Annotated in this window: 35 protein-coding genes; 5 read left to right on the top strand and 30 right to left on the bottom strand. The window is 43.0% G+C overall.

Features of this window, described 5'->3' with window-relative positions; translation table 11 throughout:
- Positions 1-120 precede the first annotated feature (120 nt).
- Entirely contained in the window at positions 121-2,304 is a 2,184-nt protein-coding gene (locus KNO71_RS10760; RefSeq protein WP_214688619.1) for a VWA domain-containing protein, read from the bottom strand.
- 90 nt (positions 2,305-2,394) lie between these two features.
- Positions 2,395-4,059 (bottom strand): AAA family ATPase, encoded by a 1,665-nt coding sequence (locus KNO71_RS10755; RefSeq protein ID WP_214688618.1) that lies wholly within the window; start codon positions 4,057-4,059, stop codon positions 2,395-2,397.
- A gap of 247 nt (positions 4,060-4,306) precedes the next feature.
- Between KNO71_RS10755 and KNO71_RS10750 the strand changes: the two genes are divergently transcribed.
- Entirely contained in the window at positions 4,307-4,873 is a 567-nt protein-coding gene (locus tag KNO71_RS10750; protein ID WP_214688616.1) for a 3'-5' exonuclease, read from the top strand.
- Between the two features lie 51 nt (positions 4,874-4,924).
- Positions 4,925-5,284, top strand: a complete 360-nt coding sequence (locus KNO71_RS10745) for a hypothetical protein (RefSeq protein WP_214688614.1) — start codon at positions 4,925-4,927, stop codon at positions 5,282-5,284.
- Positions 5,285-6,356: 1,072 nt separating this feature from the next.
- On the opposite strand, the gene KNO71_RS10740 is transcribed toward KNO71_RS10745, so the two are convergent.
- Positions 6,357-7,010 carry a hypothetical protein gene (locus tag KNO71_RS10740; protein ID WP_214688612.1) on the bottom strand — a complete coding sequence of 218 codons (654 nt, stop codon included), beginning with the start codon at positions 7,008-7,010 and terminating at the stop codon, positions 6,357-6,359.
- A 177-nt stretch (positions 7,011-7,187) separates the two neighbouring features.
- On the opposite strand from KNO71_RS10740, the gene KNO71_RS10735 reads away from it, so the two are divergent.
- The 3 genes from KNO71_RS10735 to KNO71_RS10725 all read left to right on the top strand — a co-directional run bounded on the left by KNO71_RS10735 (position 7,188) and on the right by KNO71_RS10725 (position 9,281).
- The gene (locus KNO71_RS10735; protein ID WP_214688610.1) at positions 7,188-8,189 is read left to right on the top strand and encodes an LCP family protein; all 1,002 of its coding nucleotides are present in this window, start codon (positions 7,188-7,190) and stop codon (positions 8,187-8,189) included.
- A 162-nt stretch (positions 8,190-8,351) separates the two neighbouring features.
- Positions 8,352-8,861, top strand: coding sequence for a DUF6036 family nucleotidyltransferase (locus KNO71_RS10730; protein WP_214688608.1), 510 nt, complete (start codon positions 8,352-8,354; stop codon positions 8,859-8,861).
- Positions 8,862-9,281, top strand: coding sequence for a hypothetical protein (locus KNO71_RS10725; protein WP_214688606.1), 420 nt, complete (start codon positions 8,862-8,864; stop codon positions 9,279-9,281). It abuts the gene before it with no gap.
- A 10-nt stretch (positions 9,282-9,291) separates the two neighbouring features.
- Here KNO71_RS10725 and KNO71_RS10720 read toward each other — a convergent pair whose 3' ends face one another.
- From KNO71_RS10720 to KNO71_RS10590, 27 genes are all read right to left on the bottom strand, one after another.
- Entirely contained in the window at positions 9,292-9,501 is a 210-nt protein-coding gene (locus KNO71_RS10720) for a hypothetical protein (RefSeq protein ID WP_214688604.1), read from the bottom strand.
- Positions 9,502-9,624: 123 nt separating this feature from the next.
- Complete coding sequence (locus KNO71_RS10715) at positions 9,625-10,374, bottom strand: hypothetical protein (RefSeq protein ID WP_214688602.1); 750 nt, start codon at positions 10,372-10,374, stop codon at positions 9,625-9,627.
- 120 nt (positions 10,375-10,494) lie between these two features.
- The gene (locus tag KNO71_RS10710; RefSeq protein ID WP_214688600.1) at positions 10,495-12,300 is read right to left on the bottom strand and encodes an ATP-binding protein; all 1,806 of its coding nucleotides are present in this window, start codon (positions 12,298-12,300) and stop codon (positions 10,495-10,497) included.
- Between the two features lie 73 nt (positions 12,301-12,373).
- Entirely contained in the window at positions 12,374-12,604 is a 231-nt protein-coding gene (locus KNO71_RS10705) for a hypothetical protein (protein WP_214688598.1), read from the bottom strand.
- 114 nt (positions 12,605-12,718) lie between these two features.
- Positions 12,719-12,925, bottom strand: a complete 207-nt coding sequence (locus KNO71_RS10700) for a hypothetical protein (protein ID WP_214688596.1) — start codon at positions 12,923-12,925, stop codon at positions 12,719-12,721.
- 3 nt (positions 12,926-12,928) lie between these two features.
- Entirely contained in the window at positions 12,929-13,522 is a 594-nt protein-coding gene (locus KNO71_RS10695; protein ID WP_214688594.1) for a guanylate kinase, read from the bottom strand.
- Between the two features lie 78 nt (positions 13,523-13,600).
- Entirely contained in the window at positions 13,601-14,221 is a 621-nt protein-coding gene (locus KNO71_RS10690) for a 5' nucleotidase, NT5C type (RefSeq protein WP_214688592.1), read from the bottom strand.
- A gap of 214 nt (positions 14,222-14,435) precedes the next feature.
- The gene (locus tag KNO71_RS10685) at positions 14,436-14,633 is read right to left on the bottom strand and encodes a hypothetical protein (protein ID WP_214688590.1); all 198 of its coding nucleotides are present in this window, start codon (positions 14,631-14,633) and stop codon (positions 14,436-14,438) included.
- Positions 14,634-14,733: 100 nt separating this feature from the next.
- Complete coding sequence (locus KNO71_RS10680; RefSeq protein ID WP_214688588.1) at positions 14,734-14,973, bottom strand: hypothetical protein; 240 nt, start codon at positions 14,971-14,973, stop codon at positions 14,734-14,736.
- Between the two features lie 48 nt (positions 14,974-15,021).
- The gene (locus KNO71_RS10675; RefSeq protein WP_214688586.1) at positions 15,022-15,195 is read right to left on the bottom strand and encodes a hypothetical protein; all 174 of its coding nucleotides are present in this window, start codon (positions 15,193-15,195) and stop codon (positions 15,022-15,024) included.
- Positions 15,196-15,259: 64 nt separating this feature from the next.
- Positions 15,260-15,436 (bottom strand): hypothetical protein, encoded by a 177-nt coding sequence (locus tag KNO71_RS10670; protein ID WP_214688584.1) that lies wholly within the window; start codon positions 15,434-15,436, stop codon positions 15,260-15,262.
- Between the two features lie 40 nt (positions 15,437-15,476).
- Positions 15,477-15,650 carry a hypothetical protein gene (locus tag KNO71_RS10665; RefSeq protein ID WP_214688582.1) on the bottom strand — a complete coding sequence of 58 codons (174 nt, stop codon included), beginning with the start codon at positions 15,648-15,650 and terminating at the stop codon, positions 15,477-15,479.
- Between the two features lie 58 nt (positions 15,651-15,708).
- Positions 15,709-15,900, bottom strand: coding sequence for a hypothetical protein (locus tag KNO71_RS10660; RefSeq protein ID WP_214688580.1), 192 nt, complete (start codon positions 15,898-15,900; stop codon positions 15,709-15,711).
- A gap of 51 nt (positions 15,901-15,951) precedes the next feature.
- Positions 15,952-16,143 carry a hypothetical protein gene (locus KNO71_RS10655; protein ID WP_214688578.1) on the bottom strand — a complete coding sequence of 64 codons (192 nt, stop codon included), beginning with the start codon at positions 16,141-16,143 and terminating at the stop codon, positions 15,952-15,954.
- A 38-nt stretch (positions 16,144-16,181) separates the two neighbouring features.
- Positions 16,182-16,394, bottom strand: coding sequence for a hypothetical protein (locus KNO71_RS10650; RefSeq protein WP_214688576.1), 213 nt, complete (start codon positions 16,392-16,394; stop codon positions 16,182-16,184).
- Between the two features lie 67 nt (positions 16,395-16,461).
- Positions 16,462-16,623, bottom strand: a complete 162-nt coding sequence (locus KNO71_RS10645) for a hypothetical protein (protein ID WP_214688574.1) — start codon at positions 16,621-16,623, stop codon at positions 16,462-16,464.
- A gap of 325 nt (positions 16,624-16,948) precedes the next feature.
- Complete coding sequence (locus tag KNO71_RS10640) at positions 16,949-17,191, bottom strand: hypothetical protein (RefSeq protein ID WP_214688572.1); 243 nt, start codon at positions 17,189-17,191, stop codon at positions 16,949-16,951.
- 5 nt (positions 17,192-17,196) lie between these two features.
- Positions 17,197-17,376 (bottom strand): DUF3797 domain-containing protein, encoded by a 180-nt coding sequence (locus KNO71_RS10635; protein ID WP_353047661.1) that lies wholly within the window; start codon positions 17,374-17,376, stop codon positions 17,197-17,199.
- A gap of 22 nt (positions 17,377-17,398) precedes the next feature.
- Entirely contained in the window at positions 17,399-17,932 is a 534-nt protein-coding gene (locus KNO71_RS10630) for a Panacea domain-containing protein (RefSeq protein WP_214688567.1), read from the bottom strand.
- Positions 17,933-17,955: 23 nt separating this feature from the next.
- Positions 17,956-18,720 carry a DNA polymerase beta superfamily protein gene (locus KNO71_RS10625; RefSeq protein WP_214688565.1) on the bottom strand — a complete coding sequence of 255 codons (765 nt, stop codon included), beginning with the start codon at positions 18,718-18,720 and terminating at the stop codon, positions 17,956-17,958.
- A 160-nt stretch (positions 18,721-18,880) separates the two neighbouring features.
- Positions 18,881-19,135 carry a glutaredoxin family protein gene (locus KNO71_RS10620; protein WP_214688563.1) on the bottom strand — a complete coding sequence of 85 codons (255 nt, stop codon included), beginning with the start codon at positions 19,133-19,135 and terminating at the stop codon, positions 18,881-18,883.
- 34 nt (positions 19,136-19,169) lie between these two features.
- Positions 19,170-20,222: a class 1b ribonucleoside-diphosphate reductase subunit beta gene (nrdF, locus tag KNO71_RS10615; protein WP_214688561.1), complete on the bottom strand. Its 1,053-nt coding sequence runs from the start codon at positions 20,220-20,222 to the stop codon at positions 19,170-19,172.
- A 69-nt stretch (positions 20,223-20,291) separates the two neighbouring features.
- Complete coding sequence (gene nrdE / locus KNO71_RS10610) at positions 20,292-22,445, bottom strand: class 1b ribonucleoside-diphosphate reductase subunit alpha (RefSeq protein WP_251031973.1); 2,154 nt, start codon at positions 22,443-22,445, stop codon at positions 20,292-20,294.
- Position 22,446: 1 nt separating this feature from the next.
- Positions 22,447-22,851 carry a class Ib ribonucleoside-diphosphate reductase assembly flavoprotein NrdI gene (nrdI, locus tag KNO71_RS10605; protein ID WP_214688559.1) on the bottom strand — a complete coding sequence of 135 codons (405 nt, stop codon included), beginning with the start codon at positions 22,849-22,851 and terminating at the stop codon, positions 22,447-22,449.
- Between the two features lie 239 nt (positions 22,852-23,090).
- Positions 23,091-23,690 carry a P-loop NTPase family protein gene (locus KNO71_RS10600; RefSeq protein ID WP_214688557.1) on the bottom strand — a complete coding sequence of 200 codons (600 nt, stop codon included), beginning with the start codon at positions 23,688-23,690 and terminating at the stop codon, positions 23,091-23,093.
- Between the two features lie 77 nt (positions 23,691-23,767).
- Entirely contained in the window at positions 23,768-24,136 is a 369-nt protein-coding gene (locus KNO71_RS10595) for a hypothetical protein (protein ID WP_214688555.1), read from the bottom strand.
- Between the two features lie 95 nt (positions 24,137-24,231).
- The gene (locus KNO71_RS10590; RefSeq protein WP_214688554.1) at positions 24,232-24,816 is read right to left on the bottom strand and encodes a hypothetical protein; all 585 of its coding nucleotides are present in this window, start codon (positions 24,814-24,816) and stop codon (positions 24,232-24,234) included.
- Between the last annotated feature and the right edge of the window lie 97 nt (positions 24,817-24,913).

Here is a 24,913-nt window from a genome sequence, read left to right as displayed (position 1 = left end):
TCAAACACCTATACTGTATTTTCGTCACCCTTGTTTTATAAAACACCCCTGAACTGTGCGCCGTTTCAACACACATCTTTCACCAAACAAAAAGACTCCTGTTTTCAGGAGTCTTTACTATTAACGGCTCATCTCATTTTCGATGAGTTTTGCCAAGACGATATGAATCTCTGACGGCGGTACCATGATGATACCCTTGCCGTACATTTCTTCATACACTGGACGGTTTCTCGTCATTTCCTTTTCAGAGCCAAAGCCGATGACGATGACGATGATACCTTTTTCACGAGCCATTCGCACGGCTTCCTTCACTTCCCGCTGACCGGCAATTTCGTTCGGTTCAGTCGGACGACCATCCGAAAGGACAATCAAGAACTTGCGACGTTCATTCCGTTTGAGCAATTCAGCTGTCGCCACTTTAATCGAGTAACCATCTCGGTTTGCCGACATCGGGATGTTCGGCTTACGTTTCCACGAGAGGGTGTCCTTCGACTCCTGGTTGAAGTCCTTCACCGTTGAATGATGAACGTAATTTCCTGTCCCAGAGAAGAAAGTGATGCGATGTGGGACGATGTCTCGTAACCCTTCCTCGATTGTCGCCACAGCCCGAACAGCATAATCGATTTTTCTGTATTGAGTGTCCATATAGCTTGTCATGGAACCACTATAATCGACCAAAAGGTTGATGGCGATACTTCTATCCGTTGGTACCCCTTTTCTCAGGAACACATTATGGTCTTTCACGTTCATCTTCCATAATGTTGAGGTATCAAGACGTCCACTCCGTCGATGTTTCGACGTGTAAGTCTTCTTATTCAGCAAGATTTTCTGAAGTTTCTTGTTGAGATAACGACCGTTCTCCATCACATCTGACGGTACAGCTGAGTTACGGGTTTCCACCGGGTTACGGTTGTTCAATGTAACACTTGGGTCAACCTCACGCATCTCTTTTTCAGACAGATGACCTTTATACTCATTTTCTTTTTTGTATAGAGCCTCTTCTCGTCTCATCTCCATCTCCGCTTCCTTCATGAGAGACTGACCAGACTCGTTGATGGCATCTTTTTGATTTGCCATAATCGATTTAATCAATTGTTCCATTTCTTCCGTCGTATAGTTGCTTTCGCTCTTGCTTGCTGAGTCGCTTTGCGAATCATTCAAGTCGCCACTAGGATTTTCTCCATCCGTTTCATCCTTATTCTCTTCCGCTTCATCCTCAGAATCTGAACCATCAGATGAGTCCTTGCCCTCTAAGCCCTCTTCATCCTTAGAATCATTCTCCGAGGATTGACCAGAACCTTCGGACACCTCGTCGTCTTTCGCTTCGTCATCTCCATCTTCCTTTGATGACGAACCGTTTGATGATGATTCCTCATCTGTATCGTCTTGCTCCGAAGACTCCGTTTTTCCACTTCCATCCCCTTCGCCATCTTCCTCTTCCGATTCTTCAGAAGCCTCATTCTGCTCAGGTACAAAGTGTGAAGATACAGAGTTCCCTGGTTGCGAATCATCATCTTCTTTTGGTGCAGAAGAAGTATAATCCGGTTGGTCATCCATACTCTCCAACTGTTCTTGGTTTTCATCGCTTTGAAGGAGCTCATCGAAGTATTCTCCAAGCGCCTTCACGATTTGCAACGTATCGTCTGCACAACCCTTTGCAGTTGGGTTGTTAATCGCATTGATGATAAGCGGTCGGACGAGGTCTAACATTTCATCTGCCTTCGCCCCAGTGTAATGCGCATCCCAATCTTTTGCTTTGATACCCATCGTCGAGAGTGAGATAAGAGACTGCATGAAATCTGCAAGTTCGTTCTCCCCATTGACCGGATAGAGATTCCAAAACGATGCACGCAAGAACTGGATATGTTTCAAGTATCCTGGATACCGGTTGACCAGACGCTTTTCGATGCGACCATCCTCTGTGATGTTCAACATGTTTGCACCGAGCTGTTTCGGAACCCGCTTATTGAACGTGTCTTGGAAATATTTTTGAACATCCGTTTGGAATTTTTGGAACACTTTAAAATCCGAAGACCATACGTGTTCTGCCTCGTGACCAGTCAACGCCGAAGTCACAGATAGAATCTCTTCAAACGTCATTCCCCAAGTGTGTTCGGGAATCCCGACAACGACCTGCTTCCCGTCTGTATAGCTTCCGCCACCGATATTCAAACGATAGTTGAAGTCGATATATGGCAATAAATGGTGTGCAGAATTGCGCATCACATTGTAGATACCGTTTTTCTGAATCCATCCTTTTACTCGGTTATACTGTTCTTTCTGATTCAATGTCGATTGAGTCATGTCCATTTCTCCTTTGAAGTTAAATTGTAGTCTCCTACATCCTTTAAAAATAAAGAGGGGGAGGGAGTTTTAAATCCCCTCCCCCAAGAATCATGCGATGACCTTATCGATGATTGCACTTACCGTCAGACGGTATTCGGCATCCTCAATACGATTGGCAACGCCATCTTCCATCGCTTCCTTGATGCCTAAATCTTCAACGACTTCAAGGGCATCGATAAATCCTCGAATCGTCACACAGTCCATCGTCAAGTGTTTCTGGTCAACAAGTCTCATGATGTCTTTGTAGATTCGGTCTGCTACCTTGATGTCCTCTGCTTTCGCTGAAGGGACTCGGGCTTTCAAAAGTTGTGCAATTGACTCATTGTTCGGGAAAATGATTGGTGTGAAACGGTCTCGTGTCGCCTCGTTCAATTGAGTTGTTCCGACATAATCCGGGTTCATCGTCAAGATGATTCCGAAGTTATCATCTGCTTGTACTCGCCCGTATGAGGGAACTTCGATGCTTCCACGGTCATCAACGATAGAGTGCATGAGAACCAACACTGAAGGGTTCGCCATGTTCACCTCATCAAGGTTGATGAATCCACCGACTTCAAGTGCTTCGACCAATGCTTCTTTGTCGAAACTCATTCTCGAAATCTCTTTCCCATCAATGACATCTGATTCAATCGATTTCGAACCGAGAAGGTCATATTTGTCAGTCTCCGCATTCATTGAGAGCTCATAGAGCGGACGTTGATAAATCCATGCAAGAGTTGTGACCAACAAGTTCTTCCCTGTACCTTTTTCCCCAATGAATCGTAAGTGTTTCCCTTTGTTCAAGTAGACAACGGTCTTCTTGACACCACCGAAACTATCAGCAAACTGAACTGTCGGCTCTGGAATTCGTCCTGCCACCTCAGCCGGATACTCTCGATACCCTTGCATCACTTTCATGATGTGTTTCTTCGAAAGACCACTCGCCTCCAAATATTTCTGGATACGATTCAATCGCTCCATCGGGATGAATGATGACTTCTCTTTTTTCAATTCAGCCAACGTCAATGGACGCTTACCTGTCTTGATGTAAGTCAACGTCTCTTCATCAACAGTCATACGGACGGTGTATGTCGAGTTCAATGGTACCTTCGCTCGACCCATCATCTCATTGTCCTTGATTTTAGAGAGCACTTTAGCCGCTTCATCATATCCTGTTGATGCGCTGTCTACCAATCCGGCTTTTCCGTCTTCATAATAGACAACAATCTCGCCATCTTCATACTTGATGAGGACAGGGACAGAGCCGGAGTCTTTCAACTCTCCAAGAACCGCAATCTTTTTCGGATAGTCAGAATGGCTACCTTTTACATGAAGTTCGAATGCCTGCTCTCCTTCTAGCAAAGGTTCATCTCCACCAGTGAATTCGCCTGGCATGACTTCAAAAACACATGCCTCAGTTGTGACGTCGTGATTCGAATAAATCTTCTTCTGTTCGAATCTGACTACCTTGACTCGAACACCGTCTAATTTCTCATGCTTTTTCATCAATTCGTAAAGCACGACCTTCGATTCCGTATCTTCCAATTTCTTAGCATCTGCGGCGAAACCGAGGGAATCTTTCATTCCGTCCACATAGACTTTGAGAGCCGTAGTGTCAGTTTCAACTGGTTCAGATTTGACCGTCATCTCTTGACCGACTTTGATGAAGTCAGAGAGTTTCGATTTTGTGTCTGCGCTGAGTAACGTGAATGTCATGTTTTGATTTTTTGCCATGATTGATTAGCTCCTTTTAAATAAATTGTGGAAGTGACTCCACTCCAAATTTGTCTTAATACTTCATTATAGACAGGGGGAATCCTTTTATAATCTCTAGTTCATCATACATAATTATTTGACTATTGTAAAAATCTTTTTTACTATATTTATGTAAAGTGATAATCATATGGTGCATCTCATAGAATAAAACGTACAAAACTTTTGGCGTGCATGAAGCACTGTTTATTTCAGAGGAGGAATTCGAATGATGGAACAACGAATCACGGTATTTGATGTAGAAACAGGTGGAACGGATGCGATGAAACACAGTATCTTACAGGTGGCAATCGCAGTGTTTGAAAATGGAAAAGAATTGGACGCAATCAAGTTAAACATCGTACACGATGAATATTCTGTGACCGAAGTTGCCATGAAAATCAACAAGATTGACTTGGACAATCATAAAGGTTTCACACCGGAGGAAGCCGTGAACAAAATCATAACATTCATGGCGAAATACTTTGATGAACCCGCTCAAGTATGCGGACACAATGTGTCTTTCGATGTGTCGTTCATCAAGAAAATGTTCCAGGATGTTGGCGAGAATTATGACCGTATTTTTTCTTACCGGTTGTTAGACACTTCAGCAGTTGCTCGCTTCCTCATCTTCATGGGGGTTATTCCGTCAGGTGGTTCACTTGGTGATTTGCTCACCTATTTCAAAGTACCACATGATAAGATGGAGTTGCATGATGCGCTCGTCGATTGTCGAGTCACCTATCAGTTGCTCTTGGCGATGCGAAGCCTCTTCCCTGAAAAAGTGGAAGGTTAAAAAACATTTACATCAAACCATACATTGAATATCAAAAAGGAGCTGTTTGAAATGGTCGAACAATCATTCAACACATTCATCGAAGAAATTGATACAAGCGTAATCTCTGAATCGGCAAAAGTAGAATTCCAGAAGAATCCGACTCAATGGCATCGGATTATCGAACACCTACTTTTGAGTGAAACCGAAAAGCTTGAAGAGAAAGATGCACGACCTACATTCCGGAATCTGTTCTCAACGATTCATGAGAAGATTGGGGTCAAGGTATCATTAGAAGGATTTGTCTCATGGATGTCATCCGAACATTTCAAGATTGACACGGACGATTCTGGTGAGCTCATCTTGATTTCTTCAGAAGGAAAAGACCGATATCAAGTTCTTGATACATTCGGAGATAAATTTCTTTGGTAAACAAAAAGACCCTTCAAGGGTCTTTTTTTGTGCAAGGACATTCATTCGACACAACCAAAGTGATGAAGCGGATGATTCCCCAATAGGATATTCGCATGAGTCTGAGGGCTCGATACAACTTAATCGCTTTGAGAGAGAAGCAAACAAAAAAAAAGAGCCATCGGAACGCCAATTCCAATGACTCTGCCTCAACAAATCCAACCATTTGCTGAAGCGTTATTAGTGTTATAGTATCATCCGCTCGCCGGTATTACTAAATTTCAAGTGTCGAACCCACTTTTTGGGGTTTTAACACGCACTACACGCCAAACAGTTCAGATGTTTTTGTCCGGGCAGGTCATCCTAATGGTATTAGGTTGGAAACCCTGATGGATAAAACATCTTTTTTTGTGTGCCTGACCCTTGGCAAGGTCAGAAGTGAGGAGTGGTGACCGTAGTCGTAAGGAATCACCCGGAGGTTGACTGCCTTTTCACCGGTCAATCGTCGTCATTGGGTAAAGGGACGCAAGCCCATATATAGCCTAAGTCTGTTGATTCGTAGACATCTCAGATATGGTGAAGAGCGTTTAAACACTATGGAGGTTCAAAGATGCTATATGATGTACGACTGGAGATAGTCTGCGAAAATGCGGACGAGTTTCTCGTAAGCGGCACATATAGACTCTAGCATGTGACCACTCTCTAAGAATGGTCAGGATACGAGATGAGTCTCTGAAAAGGAGCGGTTGAGGACATGGAAACCAACCGTCAGCTCACGCTGTGAAATCTCGTGTAGGACAATGATGTCTTACAGGTCGTGAAAAGCCAAACGACTCCTATACACAATATCGACCGACGGATGTGTTAGACATTCGAATTATCGTAACAGGAGGAGGGCAGACTTATCTCATTTTCGCATAGGGATAAGTCTGCCCTCTGACAGCCTGCCACCATCTCCCTCTGGATGTATCAGTAAAGATGAAATACCAATCTAAAGCTTGATATACATCCAGGACAAACAACTTGTGGTGATAGTGCAAAAAGAAAAGACCTCTCTCATGTGGAGAGAAGTCTTGACTAGTAGTTGTACTTGTCAATTGTCATCCATAATCGAATCATCGATGACTTGCTCAAAGTCATAGATTTCAACACCCACGAGGGAATCGAGCAATTGGTGTTTCTCAATCTCGATTTCCATCGGGTTCAACACCTCATCTAACACCATGATGACATATCCATCATCACTAGAAGTGATACCGTGTTGGCTCAACCGGTCTGAATCATTGATATCGAGCTCTAGGATATCCTGAATCACATCTTCGATTGTATCTTCGATATTTCGAATGACATCCTTGAACGTAGACGCCATCGAACCGGAAGTCTTAAATTCGTAATCCAATTTGAACTCTACGTCTTCAGGTTTGAAGTGGAAACGGACACGTGTCACCTGTCTCGTGTTCATTGAGCCGACATGATAATACGGTAGCTCTGTTTTCTTATAGCCCAAGTTTTTAAGAGGTAGATAGTAGTCCGTAACCGACTCGGTCGTATCTCCGAACACAAACCCTTTCTTAGATTTGAGCTTGTCCTCATGACGGCTTGCGATTTCTCTCAATTTCTTGAAATCTGTTTCGACAACTTTATCTGTTCCGTCATATACCCGCTTCACAAAGACTCCCATCTGTTCGTGATGTTTTGCCCAGTCGTGCAGGTTCATCGTGAGGTCTTCAATTCCAAATGTAATCATGTGTCATTTCTCCCTGTTCAAATGATTTTTGTGACAATGTCACAACAGTTTTGTTCGTGCTCTTTCAATATACGACATGAAAAAGTCATCTATAACCGAACATCGAACTTCCTAATTTTGATTATAGTCAAAATCATAATATATAATAGACAAAAAAGATAGAGGTGAATGCATTCCATGTCAAAATTTTTGAAGTGGGTGTTAATAGGTGTCTTTTTCATCATTCTATTGATGATGCCCTACGGCTCATTTAGCCCGTTGGCTCCGAGCGCCCCATCCGATAACAAGATTCAAACGATTCCGAACCGCAATGTCGTCGCCGAAAACATTCATGTTAAGCCTGAACGTGAAACGGTTGAGACGGTTGCACGTGTGGAGGCTGAAGAACGTATTCGATTCTTATTACTTGGCACTGATGAACGAGAAGATGAACCATCTCGCTCTGATACGATTATTCTCGCCACTTATTTTCCCAATGAAGGAAAAATGAATATGATGAGCATCCCCCGTGACACAAAAATCCTCATTGATGGAGAGATGCAAAAGATAAATGCGGCTCACGCCATCGGTGGGCTCGATTTAGTCCGAGAGACCGTAGAAGACCTCACAGGACTAAGCATCGACCATGTTGCGAAGGTGAATTTTAACGGATTTAAGGAACTGATTGATGAAGTCGGAGGCGTTACCGTAAATCCTAAGCGCTCATTTTCTTATGCAGGACACACGTTCGAGGCAACTGAACAGAATTTAACGGGAGAGGAAGCCCTCATCTATGTTCGATTCCGAAAAGATGTCGATGGGGATTTTGGCAGAATCAAACGTCAACAAGAAGTCATCCAGAACACCATTTCATCGATTTTGTCTGATTTCAAACTATCAGCTATCCCGTCGTACTTGAGTTTCTATCGGAACCATATCGAATCAGATATGTCATTCGGTGACATGTATCACATCGCAAAAACAGCGTATTCGAACGGGGTCACGCTCGAAGGAACGACGCTTCAAACGACGTCCATAAAGGAAAAGGGAATCTGGTACGAGGTTGTCAACGAGGATGAAAAGCAAAAAACTCTGAATTGGTTGGAAGAAAAACCGGATACCGTGATGCCAAGCCCTCACGAAATGAAGGAGCTCCAAGAACGAAAGCCTCTATCGAGTGGACAACTTGATATGCCATAACGACCGTGATGCGGTCGTTTTTTTATGTGCATCGATTAACGTGCAAGGCAAAAGCTGAACTTTCACACATCCGATTATAATCACCATGCATTCCTCATAGAATACATTATCAATTATCACTAGGCGTGCATTGCACATTTTATTTCAAAGGAGAAATCAGACATGAATACAAAACAAGAGGTAATGGAGAATCTTCAAATGGTAGACGAATATCTTCCGGCAATGTTCCCCCATGTAGACAAGCTTTCTTTCATCGTCACTGGCGGAGCATCATTCTTACTCAAAGGTTACACGAACAAAGTAACGCTCGATATCGACAGCATCACAACAATCGATGAGAACGTCTTGTCATTCTTAGAGTCATTCAGTATCAACAATGCGGCATCAGAAGTTACCCCGCTCTCAAGCACATACACAGAACGTCTCACGAAGGTTCGTGGGGGATTCAACGTGTTGGACGTCTTCGTATTGGGAAATGAGGACTTGGTAGCTTCTAAGATTGGACGTTTATCTGACGACGATTTACGTGACATTGAAGATACTGGTATCATGAATGATGTAAATGTGAATCTTCTCATGGAAATTGCTGAAGAAATCAGTACCACTGTCCCTGGCTTCGGTCACAAGTGGCAGTACTTCAAAAATTACTTTCAGTTGAATGAGGTGGCTTAATTGAATCAGACCGTATTGCAATGCTATCGAACATATGTGAATGAATTACATCATTCCTTGTTTGATGCGGCGCCGGTCGAACAACTCATGAAAGATGTGTATCAAGCACACCGTCGAAAACGTTTTGTCGCTATGTATCTACTGTCATTGGAAAAATCAGAATTTGATGCGTATTACGCACGGCGATTCGAATTGAATCTCGACAAGTTGTTCAATCAGCTCATTTCCGGATTAACCCACAATACGGAGACGAGTCCGCTCAAACAATTATTTGTCAAAACGCTATGCGTGAATCAAGACATGGTCACGGAGCCTGTCACAAGCTATGAAATCAAGGAAATTGAAAAGGACTTGAACGCTTTCTCGTTTTATCAGAGAAAGAAAGCATTCAAAGCAAAGAAAAAAGACCTACTCGAATGAGAGGTCTTTTTTACGTTCCTACGATTAGCGATTCACTGGATTGACTGTTTACATATTCAGAGCAATAGCCCTTTGCTTCATCTAAGGTGCTTTTTGCAACCCTATCAATCGGAAGTGGGAAATTATTGTGATAGAAGTAGACCACGTGTTCTTCCCCTTCTTGAACAATCCATAGTCGAATGTCTCCATATTTGAATTCAGATTCAAACTGTCTTGTCATAAACATCACCCTTCCACATGTATTCGGTCAAGAAACTGCTCACACAGTCCCCTTCCCTCACATTCATCCTATGAGCCGGAAGAAAAATGATGCCAATGTAGGACGCTTATCAGACTCCGCTCCCTAGACAACCGTTTTTATTTCAATGCTGTTTCCTTTAGAACACCATAGCCCTTGACTGAACCAATCCTGTGCGTTGTCATCTATCATCTCGACAAAGGATTCGTACTCTCGATGTCCCTGTGGCTCCGTACCCGAGAAGATGGTGACTTGCCATAAATGATTGTCACGTGCTGACGGCGTCACATACACTTTCGTGTTCTGTGCTGTTGGATTTAATGAATACAGCGAAAACGGGCACCCCATCTCGGCAAGCATATGCTTGTATGCCCGCTCCTTCTCCATCATCTGTTGCAGTAACTCCTGGTCATGAAACAGGCGGACGTCCACCCCCTCTTCAAACTGAAGACACAAGAACTGCTTGATAGCGTCTTCTTCTGAATGGAATTCGATGTCTGCGAGCGATTTGACCCATACGGTGCGCACATCCCACCCCATGATAACGTCATCGATATAAAATCCTCGACAGGTGTCATCTGCAAGGACACGTTCAATTTCATCTTTCGATGGTTCCGATGTGAACTCAACCAGATGATTGTTCCTGACCGATACAGCATATATCTTATTCCCACGCAAGAATGAATGCATCTCTTCCATCCGGCAAAAATCTGTCCATTCTGTCCCTGTTTTCGATAATGGTGACAGCCAGATACCGCCAAGCGGTTTACCGATAGAATTAACTCCTGATGGCTTATTCAACAAACTAGCTTTCATTTCGCCATGAACCGACCATCCTAAATTCAATAAATCCATGATTACCTCTTCCTCTCAAATAAATTGTAGCACTGCTACCCCTACCTTTTTTCCTATGTTGTATCTTATGCGAACAGAATCCAAATATAAAAGAACCTCACAAGGAGGTTCTCAATTGATTCATAGTGCCTTGTATTCAACGCCCATCGGTGAGACCGACTTTGTGATGATTCCACTCGAAACCATACGTTCCAATTCTTCAGTGATATCTTGCATACTGACCGTTCTTCCCGCTTTTTCTCGGATGTCGCTCTCATAACGAGGTAGTTTCATCGATTTGAGGGGTAAGAATTCTTTGAGAATCTTGTCGAGTCCTGTTGGACGGATGGATTGCATATGCGTCTGAAACTCATCGAATGGGTCAACCACATGCGGTGACTCCGTGAACGTTGTCCGGAAGCGGACGGCGAACGTCTTGTTCAAAATCGGCGATGACACGAAGCAGAATCCGGATGGAAGGTCTGGCAACGTCTTGACCTCTTCAGGCGTCAAGTTCGTCTCTTTCTCCACCATCTCCATATCGCTCGATGTGTTCAGGCGATAAATAATTTTGGTGTTCAGCTGTGCCAGAATCGTCTCATCAAGTGCGTTCGGTTTTTGTGTACAAAACACTTCAAAGATACCGTACTTTCGTGCTTCCTGGGCAATCGTGCGAAGGATTTTCTTCGTAGGATTGAAATCTCCCTTCGGAGCGAAGTTATGCGCCTCGTCCACGATAGCGAAGAACATCGGGAAGAATTCCTGGATATCTAGCCCCTTCTCACGAGCATCTTGATAAGAACGACGCTTCTTATAAAACTTCTTCAAGATATAAGAAGAAATCATCTGAAGGTGTTTCATGTTTCCACGGATAATCGTCAGCTTCCCTGCCTTTAACGCTCTTTCAGCACCAGAGACATCTCCATCGAAGACGCCCGTACCTTCGAGTGAATCCAATTTCCACGAAAGGGCTTGCAATGTTTTTGCTCCAGAAACCTTGTTCTTGAATCGTCCGTACAATTCCCCTTGCGTGGTGCTCAATTCCTCTCGGTCATGTTTAGGTTTCTCTTGCTCTTCGAACGCCAATTTAAGGTCGATGATTTTATTCTTGAGATGACCTAATGTATCACCTTTCTCGTAAAGAGCCTCTAGCGCTCCGACCTGTGGTTCCGTCAATGCACCGACGAAATCGAACAGGTGAACGAGTTCATCGAACGCTAATTCCGAGAACGTGATGCCGATATCCCGACCGACATAAAACGATTCGTGTCGTCCAGAGTAGTCGATTTGTTTCTCTTTCGGCAACCCCGCCATCGGACGATTGAAGTTCAACTCGAAGTGAGGGTCGAACGCCAACCCCGGGATGTTCTTACGCATGAGTTCCTCACAGATGACCCGTAATCCAAAACTCTTACCAGAGCCAGAAGTACCGAACAAGCCGATATGGGGATAAACCCGTTGTTCACGATAATCGAACACGAAGGGGACACCCTGTTGATTTACGGCTTGTTTATTCTTCCAAAGCGGAGACAAGTTTGAAATCTCTTGCGGCAACTCATCTTGCAAGTCCTCCGTACCCAAGATGACCCCCATATGGAATGAATCTTTCGGGTCTGCTTGAAGCAAAAGGTTCTCGACCTCACTGAATGATGGTTTTCGAACTTTCACGCCGGATACGACCGGAACTCGAATCGTGTTTAATATTTTTGCCACAGCCATATACAGTTTTTCCTCTTTCTTGATTCCAAATGCTTTCAAAAATTCAGGGTGACATCCATCCGGGAATACTTCTGGGACAGCTTGTGGAAGTGTGAACGTGTCGATGACCTCCACCGTCAACCCTTTATGATTCGCATCATCCAACATCAAATATTCATTGATACGAAATGGTGTCTCATTAGACACTAGATATAGATTTTTAAGCCCTGCTTTACCGATTACGAACATATTGTCATCTCCATTCATACTATTTGATTCTCAACACGTAGTTATTATGCTGAGGATGCCTACTTGATTCTGCTCAAGAAGATACCTCAATATCCTCTTGGCTTACTTTTTCAAGCTGATACTTATTTCTGTTGATAAAATGCAAACCGCCCTCGTCTGATTTGACGATGATATATGAGCCAGAGACGTGTCGTGCAGTGCCTTTGAGCACTAAAACGGTTTTGCGACCTGTTTGCTCGAACATGTCCTCATATTGGGTCAGGTAGACATGAACCCGTTGACCTGCATTGATGTGTTCTTTCATAGTCACTCCTCCTCTCGATTCATCTCATCCTATTCAGAGTTCAAGATGCCGATTCGAATATGATGAATTTTTTGATTCGGGTGGTGAGCCCCCTCTTAAGAGGAGGCATTCACTTCACACGCTACGTTCGAGATAGAGCGCATAATTTGATTTGGATGACGGATATCTTACACCCGCCACATCTCCAAGGCTCTTCTCAAATCGATAGGACATAGTTGTGACAATACGATTGCTCGTTGTCACGACCATGTCAACGTGATTCCCACTACTCGCACTCTGATGTCCCTGATGTTTTCGATATGCATCAAAAGCATGTTTCATACCTTATGCCCCCTTCGTCGCAACGAATTCTCCCGATACGATTTGTTTGAGAACTTCAACTGTTTCATTCTGTTTTCCGTATGTGTTCTGAATGACAAAGTCGTAATGCTGTTGATTTGCCAACTCTTTCGCATACGTTTTTAGTCGCCCTTCAATGACATCCTCTTTATCTCCCCGCTCCAACATCCGTTGACGGGCATCTTCTACGTCAATCGAGAAGAAGACAGAGACATAGTTGTCATAGAGGGCTTGAATCTGTTGAAAACCGTGATAGTCCACGATGACGAAAGCATCCCCGTTTGCGAGTTTCCCGTAGAGCTCGTCTTTCGAGATGCCATACGAGTTCCCCGCATAGCTGACTCGCTCGACCAATTCTCCTGAGGCTTCCATCCGGTCAACTTCTTCTACCGATGTGAATACATAGTCAAAGCCATCGACTTCCTCCGCTCGTGGCGCTCGGGTTGTGAAACTGACCACCTCGTTATCCATGACCTGTCGGATGCTCGATGTCTTTCCAGAACCCGAAGGTCCAGAAATGACAAAAAGCGTCGATTTCGATGCATCTAGTTTTCGTTCCTTCATCATAGTTGTGTTCATACATACACTCCTTTTGTTTAAATGTTTATTTTATTTTACTTTATAGTCAAAATTTAATGCGTGTTTTCACAAATTCCTTTAGCCGTTACTTCCAACTGCCACTTCGAGCTCAGGATAAAACTCTCGCAAGAGAATCTCACGGACATCTTCCCATGTCTTGGCACGCAATCGTGCAGGTGTTTTTCGATTATACGGCATCTCCATTGCGATAATTTTCCGATTCATTTCTTGGAATTTTTCAATCGTCGCAGGCTTGTCGTCAATCAAAACGTCTCCGATGACGAACCACTTCTTACGAGCCACGATGACGTTTTCGACAGGAATCATCGGAAAATGTTCCATGAGCCATGCCCGTTTGTCATCGGTCGGGTTGCTACCTTTCCAGTCCTGACCTCCGAATGTACATCCCATCGGTGAATCGGTCACAATCATGACATCCGCTCCCAAGTCGATGAGTTCCTGCATGACCGCCTGACTTCCGGCTTTCGGTTTCAAATGTCGATAGATACCAGGCGCTTTGAAGTAATCCAAAATGTTCACACCACACTCTGGTTTGACGCTTTTCACCGCATCCCATCCGTCGAACACTTCTGCCGTGATGGTGTCGTCATAATCCTCGTTGTATCGTCGTAGCCACTCTTCTGTGAACTCCGCCAACACATCGTCCATGTCTACTAAAATTACTGGTTGTTTTTTCAAATTCATATCCCCTCGCTAAATGTAATTTTCATTCCCTAGTCTCTCTCTATACCTTATCTTATGGAGAACACCCAACTTTATTAGCAGAACGTGTCATGCTGAACTGCAACAACAATTGTGTATAAAAAAGAGAGGTTCCCCTCTCTGCTATTGTGTTAAGTGATTTCTATTTTCGTTTCATTCAAGGCTCGAAGCATTCGATTTCCTTCCCAAATCATTCATCGGTTTGAGTCGAAGATAAAAACTCAAGTTCTTCTGTCAAATGCTTGATGGAATCCATTGTGGTCTCGCTGACATAGTAGCCTTTCTTGAAATAGTGAATATAGGCATCAAGGATATGATGTACGCTAAAATCATACCCACGATTCTTCATGAAATCATTGATGTTTTGAATTGCGATTTCCTTTGTCATCTCAACCATCTCCTAATGAATTACGTTCTTTCAACGTCTAACGTTATTAGTCTCTAGATTGTTCTGGCTTCTATTCAGTCCCTTTGGTATCTACGTAGATTTATTTAGCCACGACTTTAAAGTGACGATTGAAAAACACTTTGCTTTCCTCACGAGATTCGTCGTACACAATATGGCGCTCGCCATTATCGTTTTTAACACACGTTACTTTTCGCATTTCGTCCCAACCAGATTGGAATGAGTAAGGGTAAGTCTTATATTGATTACCTTTGACAAATGCGACTACACCATCGGTCATGATTACAGTATCGATACATTCGATTAAAGTTCCTTTTTTCACAAAAACATCTCCCTTAGAAAATTAATTTTAAAATATAACTATCAAACTTCAACCGAGTTCATCACCCAAATCGTTGATGGTTCCCTCAATAATTTCCTCAAGTCGGTTATAGCCATCGTCTCGTGGATTCATCGGGTCAAAGTGTAAGGCGAGAAGTGCTCTTAGCTCCCCATAGGTTCGTTGCAACTGTTGTTGTTGAATAGCATATAATCCTTTGTCCATCGACTTCACTCTCCTATGCGTTTTCAGATAGTATAGTTGACCGTAGAGGTTATGATACATTGGTTCAATCCATCGTTAAGATTTCTTCAATCACCCATTCTCTCTTATCTACATTTTTGTGGTCTCTGTACTTCTCTACGAGTTCATTTTGCTCTCGAACAGATTTCTCTGCATTCTCTTTATTCAAGTAGTATCCGCCTACCCAATATCCGTTCGTTACCAAATAAATCGTCGTTGCCATTTTAACCACCCTCTAAAAAAATTATCATTTTATAATTAGTTTAATATTTTCTTCCGTCATGAATTGAAGTTATATCTATACCACATAAGATACATTTTTTTAAAACTTCAACATCTCCATGCTCATCTTCATCGCTTATATCAATGGTCTCCATTTCATGAATTCCATATTCTGAAGCGTCACACTTACCGATAAAATGCTCGATATCTCTCACTTTAGTCATCTCCTAATAAAATATATTCTTAGTCAAAGCGAGCGTTTGATTCATAATTTTATTGGTTAAATAATTCAGGGTTTACGTTACGTAATTTAGCTAAATCAAACCACTGCTTCATACTCAATACGTCAGATTCTTGAAGTTCTACCTCAACCATTCGATTATTGAATATTACACTTAATAAGATTTTTGATTTTTCATAATCCATTGTGAAACTGCATAGGTCTGCTTTTTCTATTTCGTCCACACCATCTATCCCCTTATAGAATTTATCTTTTAACCCAACTGTCCGTGGAAATCATAATTTTATTGGTTTCTCCAATAGCTCAAATAAAATGAGATTCGTCATGCGCTCAATCTCTAATCCCCGCTGTGCAGTGGTCATACCCTCCTGATTTTCATCTACATGTTTTTGTGCGTGTGCCAAAGCCATTCCGACAACTAGACCTATTTTAAAGTTGGGGTCGTGTCTTAGGCGTGTCGTGTCCATCCTATCATCTCCCTAATAAATCTTATCTTGTAGTATTACTATCCGTTATATTGGTCTACATTAACCTTCTGCAGAAATTCGGTTGCGAATGAGCCGCTAAACCCGTTTAGCATGATTACGGTGAAATCATGGCTAGAATGATGTTTGAACTCGTCCGACTCACAAGTCCATATTTTTCCGTCATATTCTTCTGCTTCTAAACAGGTGTGCATGACAACTCTGTCACCTTTTTTCAGTTTGGTTGCACTCATGATGTCCACTCCTCAAAGAATTAAGTTATTTAAACAACTTACCTGCGTCCAATAATATGAAAGTTCTTCACTTCTCCTTTTTAGTCATTGTCGATTGTCCGAACAATAGCTCACCTTCTTCTTTGTCAATCAAGATGGGCATACTCGTCTCAGAAATACTGTGAAAATAAATGCCTTCCTCTGTTTTGATAATCATTTCGCCGTTTGGTAAGAATCGTTTTTGTTCCAACAAACTCACTCCTTATACACTAATTTTTATTTCAAATCTTTCCATTTCACCTTTGAAGACTCGTAACATCGAAGCTTTTGTTTTAGTTCGTGATTCTCGCTGTCGCTTTCATCACGTTGTTGAGCGACCACTTTCAATGTGTCGTACCACAACTTCGCTTCCTTTCTGGTTCGCTCTAACTCCGATAACAGATGAAACAGCGCACCAAATAAGAAAGTTGAGACAATCACTAAAATTAAACACATTGTTTCCAAGATGTTCACTTGAGACATTCACCCCTTTATTGCTACCGACTTTCGTGTCGGTAGCAAACAGAATATTTTAATTAGTCTTGTATAACCAAATCCGCTGTTACTTTTTTGATTTTTTCATCTAACTTATAATGTTCATCCCAAATTTCTTCAACAATCTCCCTAAATTTGCTGTGAACATCCGGGTATTCAGGCATGCTCAGATGATGTCGTCTATCCTCGTCGCTCTGAAAATGTTGAACTTTTAACCAGGCATCCAATTCCTGGGCTTTCTTTTTGAGTTGCTCACGCTTCGCAATCGCCTGTTCTAGCTTCATTTTAATCACTCCTTAGCGTTTGACGTTTCATTCCCGTCGGCATCGGTTTCGACTTCCCATCCGCATTTACAGGAACGGTAAAAAGAATCCTCTTTGACAACAAGTCTTCCTGCGCCATTGCCGACATTTTCACTGCCACAGACGGGACACGCATTGTACTTTTGTATCAATTCCAATGTTTTCACAGCGTTCAATCTGAACCACTCCTTATCCTGAACCGACTACTCCAACGTTATCCGATGACATTTCTGTCATGTTGATATCGTTTTGGAAGTGGTCCTTAATATCATCTTCAGAGATGAACAGCAAACCCGACTCCCTTGCATTTCTCCAAGGAGGTTCTGACTGCGATTGAAAGACCAACTCGAAAGCGGATAGTTTTTTCAGATGTTGCCATACCGCCTCGATGGTTTCCCTTTCATCGATTGTCAGAACCTTTTCATAGCGATTGGGTTGCTTGTATTTCTTATGACATGTCAAATCTTTCAGAGCAGGCAAATTGTTCTGACCTCTATAACTGAAGACATAATAGACTTGACGGATAACAGGTCCGTAATCCCAGGACTCGAACACATTGTCATCAATCAACCTTGCATTGTCCCAACGATAGTGCCCTCCCTGACAGTAATACAACAGCCTTTGCATCTTGAGATTGCATAAGGAATGGGCATCGCCTGTCGTTCGCATATCACTATCTCTCAAACGCAATAAATACATTGCCACATCGATTGCACGAGCCATGACTAGCCACCCTCTCAGACAAATTAGTGTTGAATATGGTTCTTTACGGTGTCGAACAAGAGTTTGTTCAGTTCGGTTTCGGTCTCACTTTGGAAAGGTTGACCTTTATATGCCGGTTTCACACCTTGCACCTTATCCTTCATCAATTGAATCAAATTCTCGGCTTCGGTCTTTGTGAATCGACCATGCTTCATCGAAAGCAAATACGCACGTTCTTCTTCTGAATAGCGAATCGCATCGACAAAGGACGAAAATCCGTTTGCTTCATACCGCAAAATGAAATCCATCATCCGGTACATGCTCATGAACGCTTTGGTGTCATAACCGTAAGCAACCACGTATCGGTTCGACTCTCGACTCGAACTTTCGAAATGCTTCAACTTGTTATGGAACATCCCAAAACAAGCATCGTAGAAATAGGGAAGGTTCATCTTCGCTATGCTTTCCCGCATCTTCAGCATCTCTTCCACAACATCGTGTTTGACCGTCAAATCGACAGAGAACAGAGCCTCGACAAAGTTGATGTTCGATTTCATCAATTGTTTCGCTAAATCTCGAATGTCGTGAACCGAATAGTCCACCGTTTCAGATGTGACAGACTTCACATATCGCTTGCCGCCATACAAGTCCTCGAAAGTTGGCAACACATAGATGCGATAGTCCTCATCTGATGTTTCGTCGTGTAGGTTATAGTTCTCGCTACCGATTTTCGCCACCAAGACGACCTGTCTTCCTTCAAATTCCTTCAGTTCTTTCAATTCACTTGTCGTGAATACCTTTTCACTCATATGATTCTTCCTCCTTCAAGTGGTATATCTACACCATTTCGCATTACTTGATTCATGCTATGCGAAGGAATGTGGGATTATCTCTCCTTTAATTGTATATTTATTTTTGACTATTGTCAAAATAAAGAAGCCTAGAATCTCTAGGCTTCGTTCACATCGTTCACCCGAGGCGGTTACGTAAAAATTCCTCGGTCTTCATCGGGGCTGTATCTAGCAAGACATCTTCACCATGGATTAACACTGGTGCGGTCTGGAGAGCGAAACGTTCTACAAGCTCTTGGTATCGTTCCGGTTGTTCATCTTTATGGATGACCTCAATCTCATCCTTATATTTGTCCGCCATCCCCATCTTTAAGAACATCTTCAACTGGACGCACTTGGGGCATCCTTCTTTCGTCAGCATCATCATCTTCATATCATCCACTCCTTCTTATGCTTCAATTTTATTTTTATGCAGTGAGGGCTGTTCTCGGTTCGTCAAAGTAGAAGTCTGCATCCTCAAGTTCAACAATATCGATTCGCTGATATCCGTTGCCTTTCATCGAGAAGAATTCAAAGTCTTTCGTCTTTGTGCTCAGACCGTTCAGAATGACCTTGTTGACTGCCTCGTAAGGGAAGACCGGAGCAAAATCTAAATGCATCAACGCCTTGTTTGCGTTGTAGCGACAGAACGACTTCACATCTTCTTGCAAGCCGAGCGGGACGTAAATCTCGTCGATGACAACCTTCTGAAGCTCGTGGATTTCGACAACTCGTTCATTAATCCATTTGGTCAGCTCTACTTTTGTCTCATCGTCAAACTTTGAGAACTCTTCTTTCGCAAGTTTCGAGACATACACCCCGTGGATTAGCTCGTCACGGATGATGAGGTTGATAATCTCACCGGATTGCATCATTTTCCCTTGAGCGTAGTAATAGAGAGGCGAATAAAATCCTGAATAAAAGAGGAAGCTCTCCAGGAATACACTCGTGACCATCGTCTTCCATAATTCACGGCGATAAAGGATGTCTTGTTCGTCCATGATGTCATTGTCTCGGTAGAAGATGAACTTATCCATTTTCTTGTATTGTTCGACAATCGTGCCGACCAATGCTTGAAGTGCGTTATTTTCTTCTGCCCAATTGATGAGTTTTTTCTCTTGGTCTTTCGTCAAGAGCGTCTGGAAGATGGTCGAGTAGGACTTCGCATGCACCGCATTCTCTTCCATTCCTGCAAAGGTGAGCATCGCCTTGCGTTGGTGATATCGTTCCGGAATCGCTCTAGCGACTACCGGCATCCCCAAGTCACCTTGATACGTGTCCAGATACGTCAAAAGTTGAAGGTTCTGTACATAAGCCCATCTTTCTTGTTCTGATAGTCCCTGCCATGTATTTTTATCCGTCGATACCGGAATCTCTTCAGGATGCCAAAAGTTCTTCTTCAACTCCATGAAAAAACGTTGTGTGAAGTCATCTTCAGGCTGATTCCAGTTCGCTCCGGTGTATCCATCTGTTTTTTTCATTTCAAAGCACCCCCATGTCTCTGTTTATTATCAAAAAATGTAGAGGGGGATTCCCCCCTCGTATTGGTTTTAGACTGCACAAGATTCGCATTCATCAACCATTGTCTCTTCTCCAAGTTCGACTTTCTTCGTTCTTGTGTAGTAGAGCGTCTTAAGTCCTTTGTGGTGAGCGTAGAGATAGATTCGTTGCAGTTCACGTGAGTCCATAGTCGAATAAATGTTCAGTTCGAACGAGATGCCTTGGTCTACATGCTTTTGAACGGTAGCAAGGAAATCGATAATCTTGAATGCGTCCATGTCGTAAGAGGATTCATACATGAAACCGACCTCATCACATTTCGGCATCGGATAATACGTTCTTGAGTTTCCGTAAGTCCGTTCCTCAACCAATTTCTTGACCGGTGTGACCGAAGGCGTCGCATTCATGGTGTAACTGATGGAGCCCGTCGGGGCGATTGCCATACGGTGACTATTGTATAGTCCGTGCGTCATGACATCTTCCCGCAGTTTGTCCCATTCTTTTTGTGTCGGGATATGCATCCCATCAAACATCTGTTTCACTTTATCGGACTTCGGCAAAATCTCGCCATGGCGTTCGAAATACGTACCATCTGCATAAGTGGATTCTTCGAACTTGTAGAATCGCTCTCCGGTTTCTTTCGCTTTGAGCATGGAGTGTTCGAGCGTATAGAAGTTGACCATGTTGAAGTACACGTCTGCGAACTCGATGGAGTCAGGGCTACCGTATGCGACATACTGTTCTGCAAAATAGCCATGTACATCCATGACGCCTAGACCTACGGAACGCATCAAGCGGTTCGCTCGGGCGACTCCTGGGACTGCACTGATGTTACTAGAATCTGAAACCGAGTTCATCACGTCCATCGCAAGGAATACCGGTTCTCTTAAAGATTTGCGTTTCATCGTGTTTCTCATGTTGAGTGAAGAAAGATTACACGAAATGTCCATCCCCACCTTGTCCTCGTGACGCTTATCATAATCCGCATACGAGCTGAGTTCTGACGGCTGAAGGATTTCTGTGCAGAGGTTGCTAAATTCCACTTTGTCCACCAATGGGTTTACCTTGTTCACGTTATCAGAGTACATGATATACGGATATCCGCTCTCACTTTGGATGACGGCAATGGTTTGAAGCAATTGTCGTGCTGAAACCTTTCGCTTACGCACACGTGGGTTCGCCACTAGCTTGTCATACCAGTTTTCCATATCGACAGCAATCGTACTAAATGGAATACCGTACTCTTCCACTACAGTCTGCGGATAAAAGACGTACATGTCTTGATTCTGTCTTGCAAGCTCAATGAACTTGTCAGGAATGACGACTCCAATAGATAGTGTCACAAGACGAGAGTCTGAATCGGCACTCACCGATTTCGATGCCAACAACTCTTCGATGTCTGAGTGGAAGATGTTCAGATACACCGCTCCTGCACCCTGACGTTGACCCATCTGGTCAGCGTATCGGAATGCTTGGTCAAACAATTTCGCAACACCCATCGCCCCTTTTGCGGCGCCGATAACTTTCTTGATGCTCTCTCCTCGGGCTCGGATATTGGTCAAATCAATCGAAACGCCTCCGCCCCCTTTAGACAGTTGCATCGCTTGTTCGTGCGTGCGTGCAATGTCATTCAACGAGTCTCCGCATTTCAGCAAGAAGCAGGATACGAATTCTCCACGACGTTTGCGACCTGTGTTCAAGAGTGTCGGCGTTGCGGGTGTGAATTCTTGATTCACCAAAGATTTAACCATCCGCTTCGCCTTCTCGAAGTCACCGTTCGAATGATACAAGGCAATGACTGCCATTCTATCTTCGTATCGTTCCAAAATACGCTTTTTGTCATTCGTCTTCAGCATGTAATCGTTGTAGACTTTGAATGCACTCATAAAGGATTGGAACCGGAACTTGATGTCATAGGCGGTTTGGAATACTTCTTTAATCTGTTCGAATGTATATTTCTCCAAGAACTCGGATTCGTAGTAATCATACTCGACCAGGTAGTCTAATTTTTCTTTTAGCGTGTGATGGAAAACCATGTTCTGGTTGATATGATTCAAGAAATAGGAACGTACTGCTTTCTTGTCCATTTCTAAGTTTTTCGGGTTTCCTTCTTCATCGACCACCATGTTGTTATAGAGAATCCATTCCGGGATTTCACTCACGACATGATGCGTCGTTTCTTCCATTAATGCTTCTTTTGTCATATCATCTCCCCCATTCTTTGTTTTCGATATCTTGCATTTTCAACCACGTCTGTATCCACTCTTTTACAGACCGGACATCCTCAGGGTACCCCCGAATATCTATTTTTCTGATTAAAGGAATCTCATATTCCAATCGAATCTTGTCACCTGCCAATGCAAAGAGCGCCCCCCAACGGGTATCACCACTTACACAAGTTCCAATCGTGTTTCCTGCATAACGGTTTAGAAAAGCATGCGTATTTTCTGGAACATTTCCTTTTCCAAAGGTATGTGTCACCAAGAAGATGTCTGCATTTACTTCTCCTTCGAACGAAGTAACAGGCATTGTTGGAAACCCTAGCTGTTTGGCGAACCATTCTGTGTTGCCCGTTCGAGAATCATAAGCAATGATGAGCGGTCTCTTCATTTCAATCACTCCCTTCTATACGCAAAAAACAAAACGACCTGATTTCCTCAGTTTTCCAAATGGTACTGAAAGAACAAAAAATGAATGGACGAAATTCTCTCTGTCTGCGTCCACTCACTTTGTTTTAATACTCTATTCATCTGTTCGATGTTTCTTCACTTTTTTCTCACACTATTTCGTCCTATATACACAAAAAATACACCTCGTCTTTCGACAAGGTGCATTCAAACTTGCAATCATTATTGTTTCGTCATCCGACTCACACCGTCTTCAATCTCTACCAGGTATACGGCATCTCCGACAGAAGGGAGGTGCTCTAGGTCATGGGTGACGAGCATCGTCTGTTTCTCTGTGTAGGACACAAGTTCTTTCATGAAGCTTGCAACTGCGGGCTTATGCTCGGCAGATACGAATTTCGTGGGCTCATCAAAAAAGTTCGGGGCTTTGTTGCCCTCACCGACAAGCATTCCTGTCGATACGAACGTGGATAGGGAAATGATGTCTCGAATTCCCCCGCCTTCTTCCATCGCCTCGATGACCATTTTTCCTTTGGTGGTCTCTTTCACGATATCGACATCCGCCGTCGGGACGCCACGCTGTGAATCCAGATTGATTTGCACGGAGTAGGATTCGCCGAGCACCATCTGAACCGAATTCGTCGCTGTCTTCTCCAAGACTTCTTTTCCATTCTTTCGAGCTTCGTCTGAAGACTTTTCCAAAAGTTCTTTTAGGATTTTCTTATCATAATTCTCCCTTTGAACCTTGAATAACTCTTTTTCTTGCTTGCTTTTCTGTTCCTCAAGCAGTTTGAGAGCCATTTCTTCGGCATGTGTCTTCATCTTTAATTCCTCATGTCTTTGTTTCAGTGTATTCAAGTCCATATATAGACCCCTCTCCATTATCATTTTGCCATTATTCATCCTGCGTTCGGCACCACATCATCTAGCTCGATAACTTGAACTTCGACGATTAATCCGGTTACAAGGTCACCATTTCGGAAATTGACCATGCTTTTTTGGACGACCTTTCCTACCACGGGTATTGCATCGGACGGGACAAACGGATGCAGTACACGGTTGGATACGCAACCCGATAGTACCGTATGCTTATTTCCTGAGACGAATCCGAGGTTCATACCATTTGATTCCCGAACGGCGACTATCGCCTTCTTGTCATAAGAATTGTTGACATCCCGATACAGAACGATTCTCTCTCCAACCCCAACAATATTCAAATCATATTCAATACTGACGACAGTGACTCGTTTAGGTACGATTTTAGCCATATGCGAATCTCCTTTTTTGGTTTATTTCATTACTTATAGTATAAATATTTTTATACAAATAGTCAAAAAACAAACCTGATTCTTTCCGGTTCTTTTTAGTGGACATCTTGTCCTTGCGGTTGTTGAACATCCCATTTTCCAATGACTCGCTTGAATGTAGAAAATCGTGAGATATTTTCGATAATCACGGGTTCTGATGTGTGTTTTAAATGATAACGAGCTCTTTCATTTAGAACTTCCTTCAAATGTTCCGAGACAGACTGGTTCTCGGCAGGTCTTACACATCCACGAAATAAGATTGGATGTACAGAGAATCCTAAAGATTTAGCGATTTTTTGCACAACATCTGAATCTAGGTACACATGAAATGTGAGGTCATAAATAGAAAACAAGACCAAACCATTCTCGCCTTGATAGGCATGACCAATATATTGTTCAGACCACTTGTTTCCCTCAAGCAATCTCAAACAGTCGGATTCGACCTTTTGTCGATATTCAGTTTCTTCTTCCGATTGATTCTCCCACTCTACGATGAAGTCTTTATAGGTCAATTGAAACCGGAATGCATTTGATTCGATTTGTTTTGTCACATAGATGATATCCCCGATTCCGACATGTTCTGAGACGTTTCTCCATTTATGAATCGGTGTATGCTGTTTCAACACGGGTAATTTCTCCATGTTACCCCCTCCTCTTTTCGTCAATTCAATTTGATTCTTGATTTAACTTACGTCAATCAAGAAGATTTCATTCCGCCCTTGAATTGTCAAATAAAAT

This window comes from Exiguobacterium sp. s163 (genome assembly GCF_018617135.1).
GTDB classification, from domain to species: domain Bacteria; phylum Bacillota; class Bacilli; order Exiguobacteriales; family Exiguobacteriaceae; genus Exiguobacterium; species Exiguobacterium profundum.
This window is presented reverse-complemented; position numbering and strand designations above follow the sequence as displayed.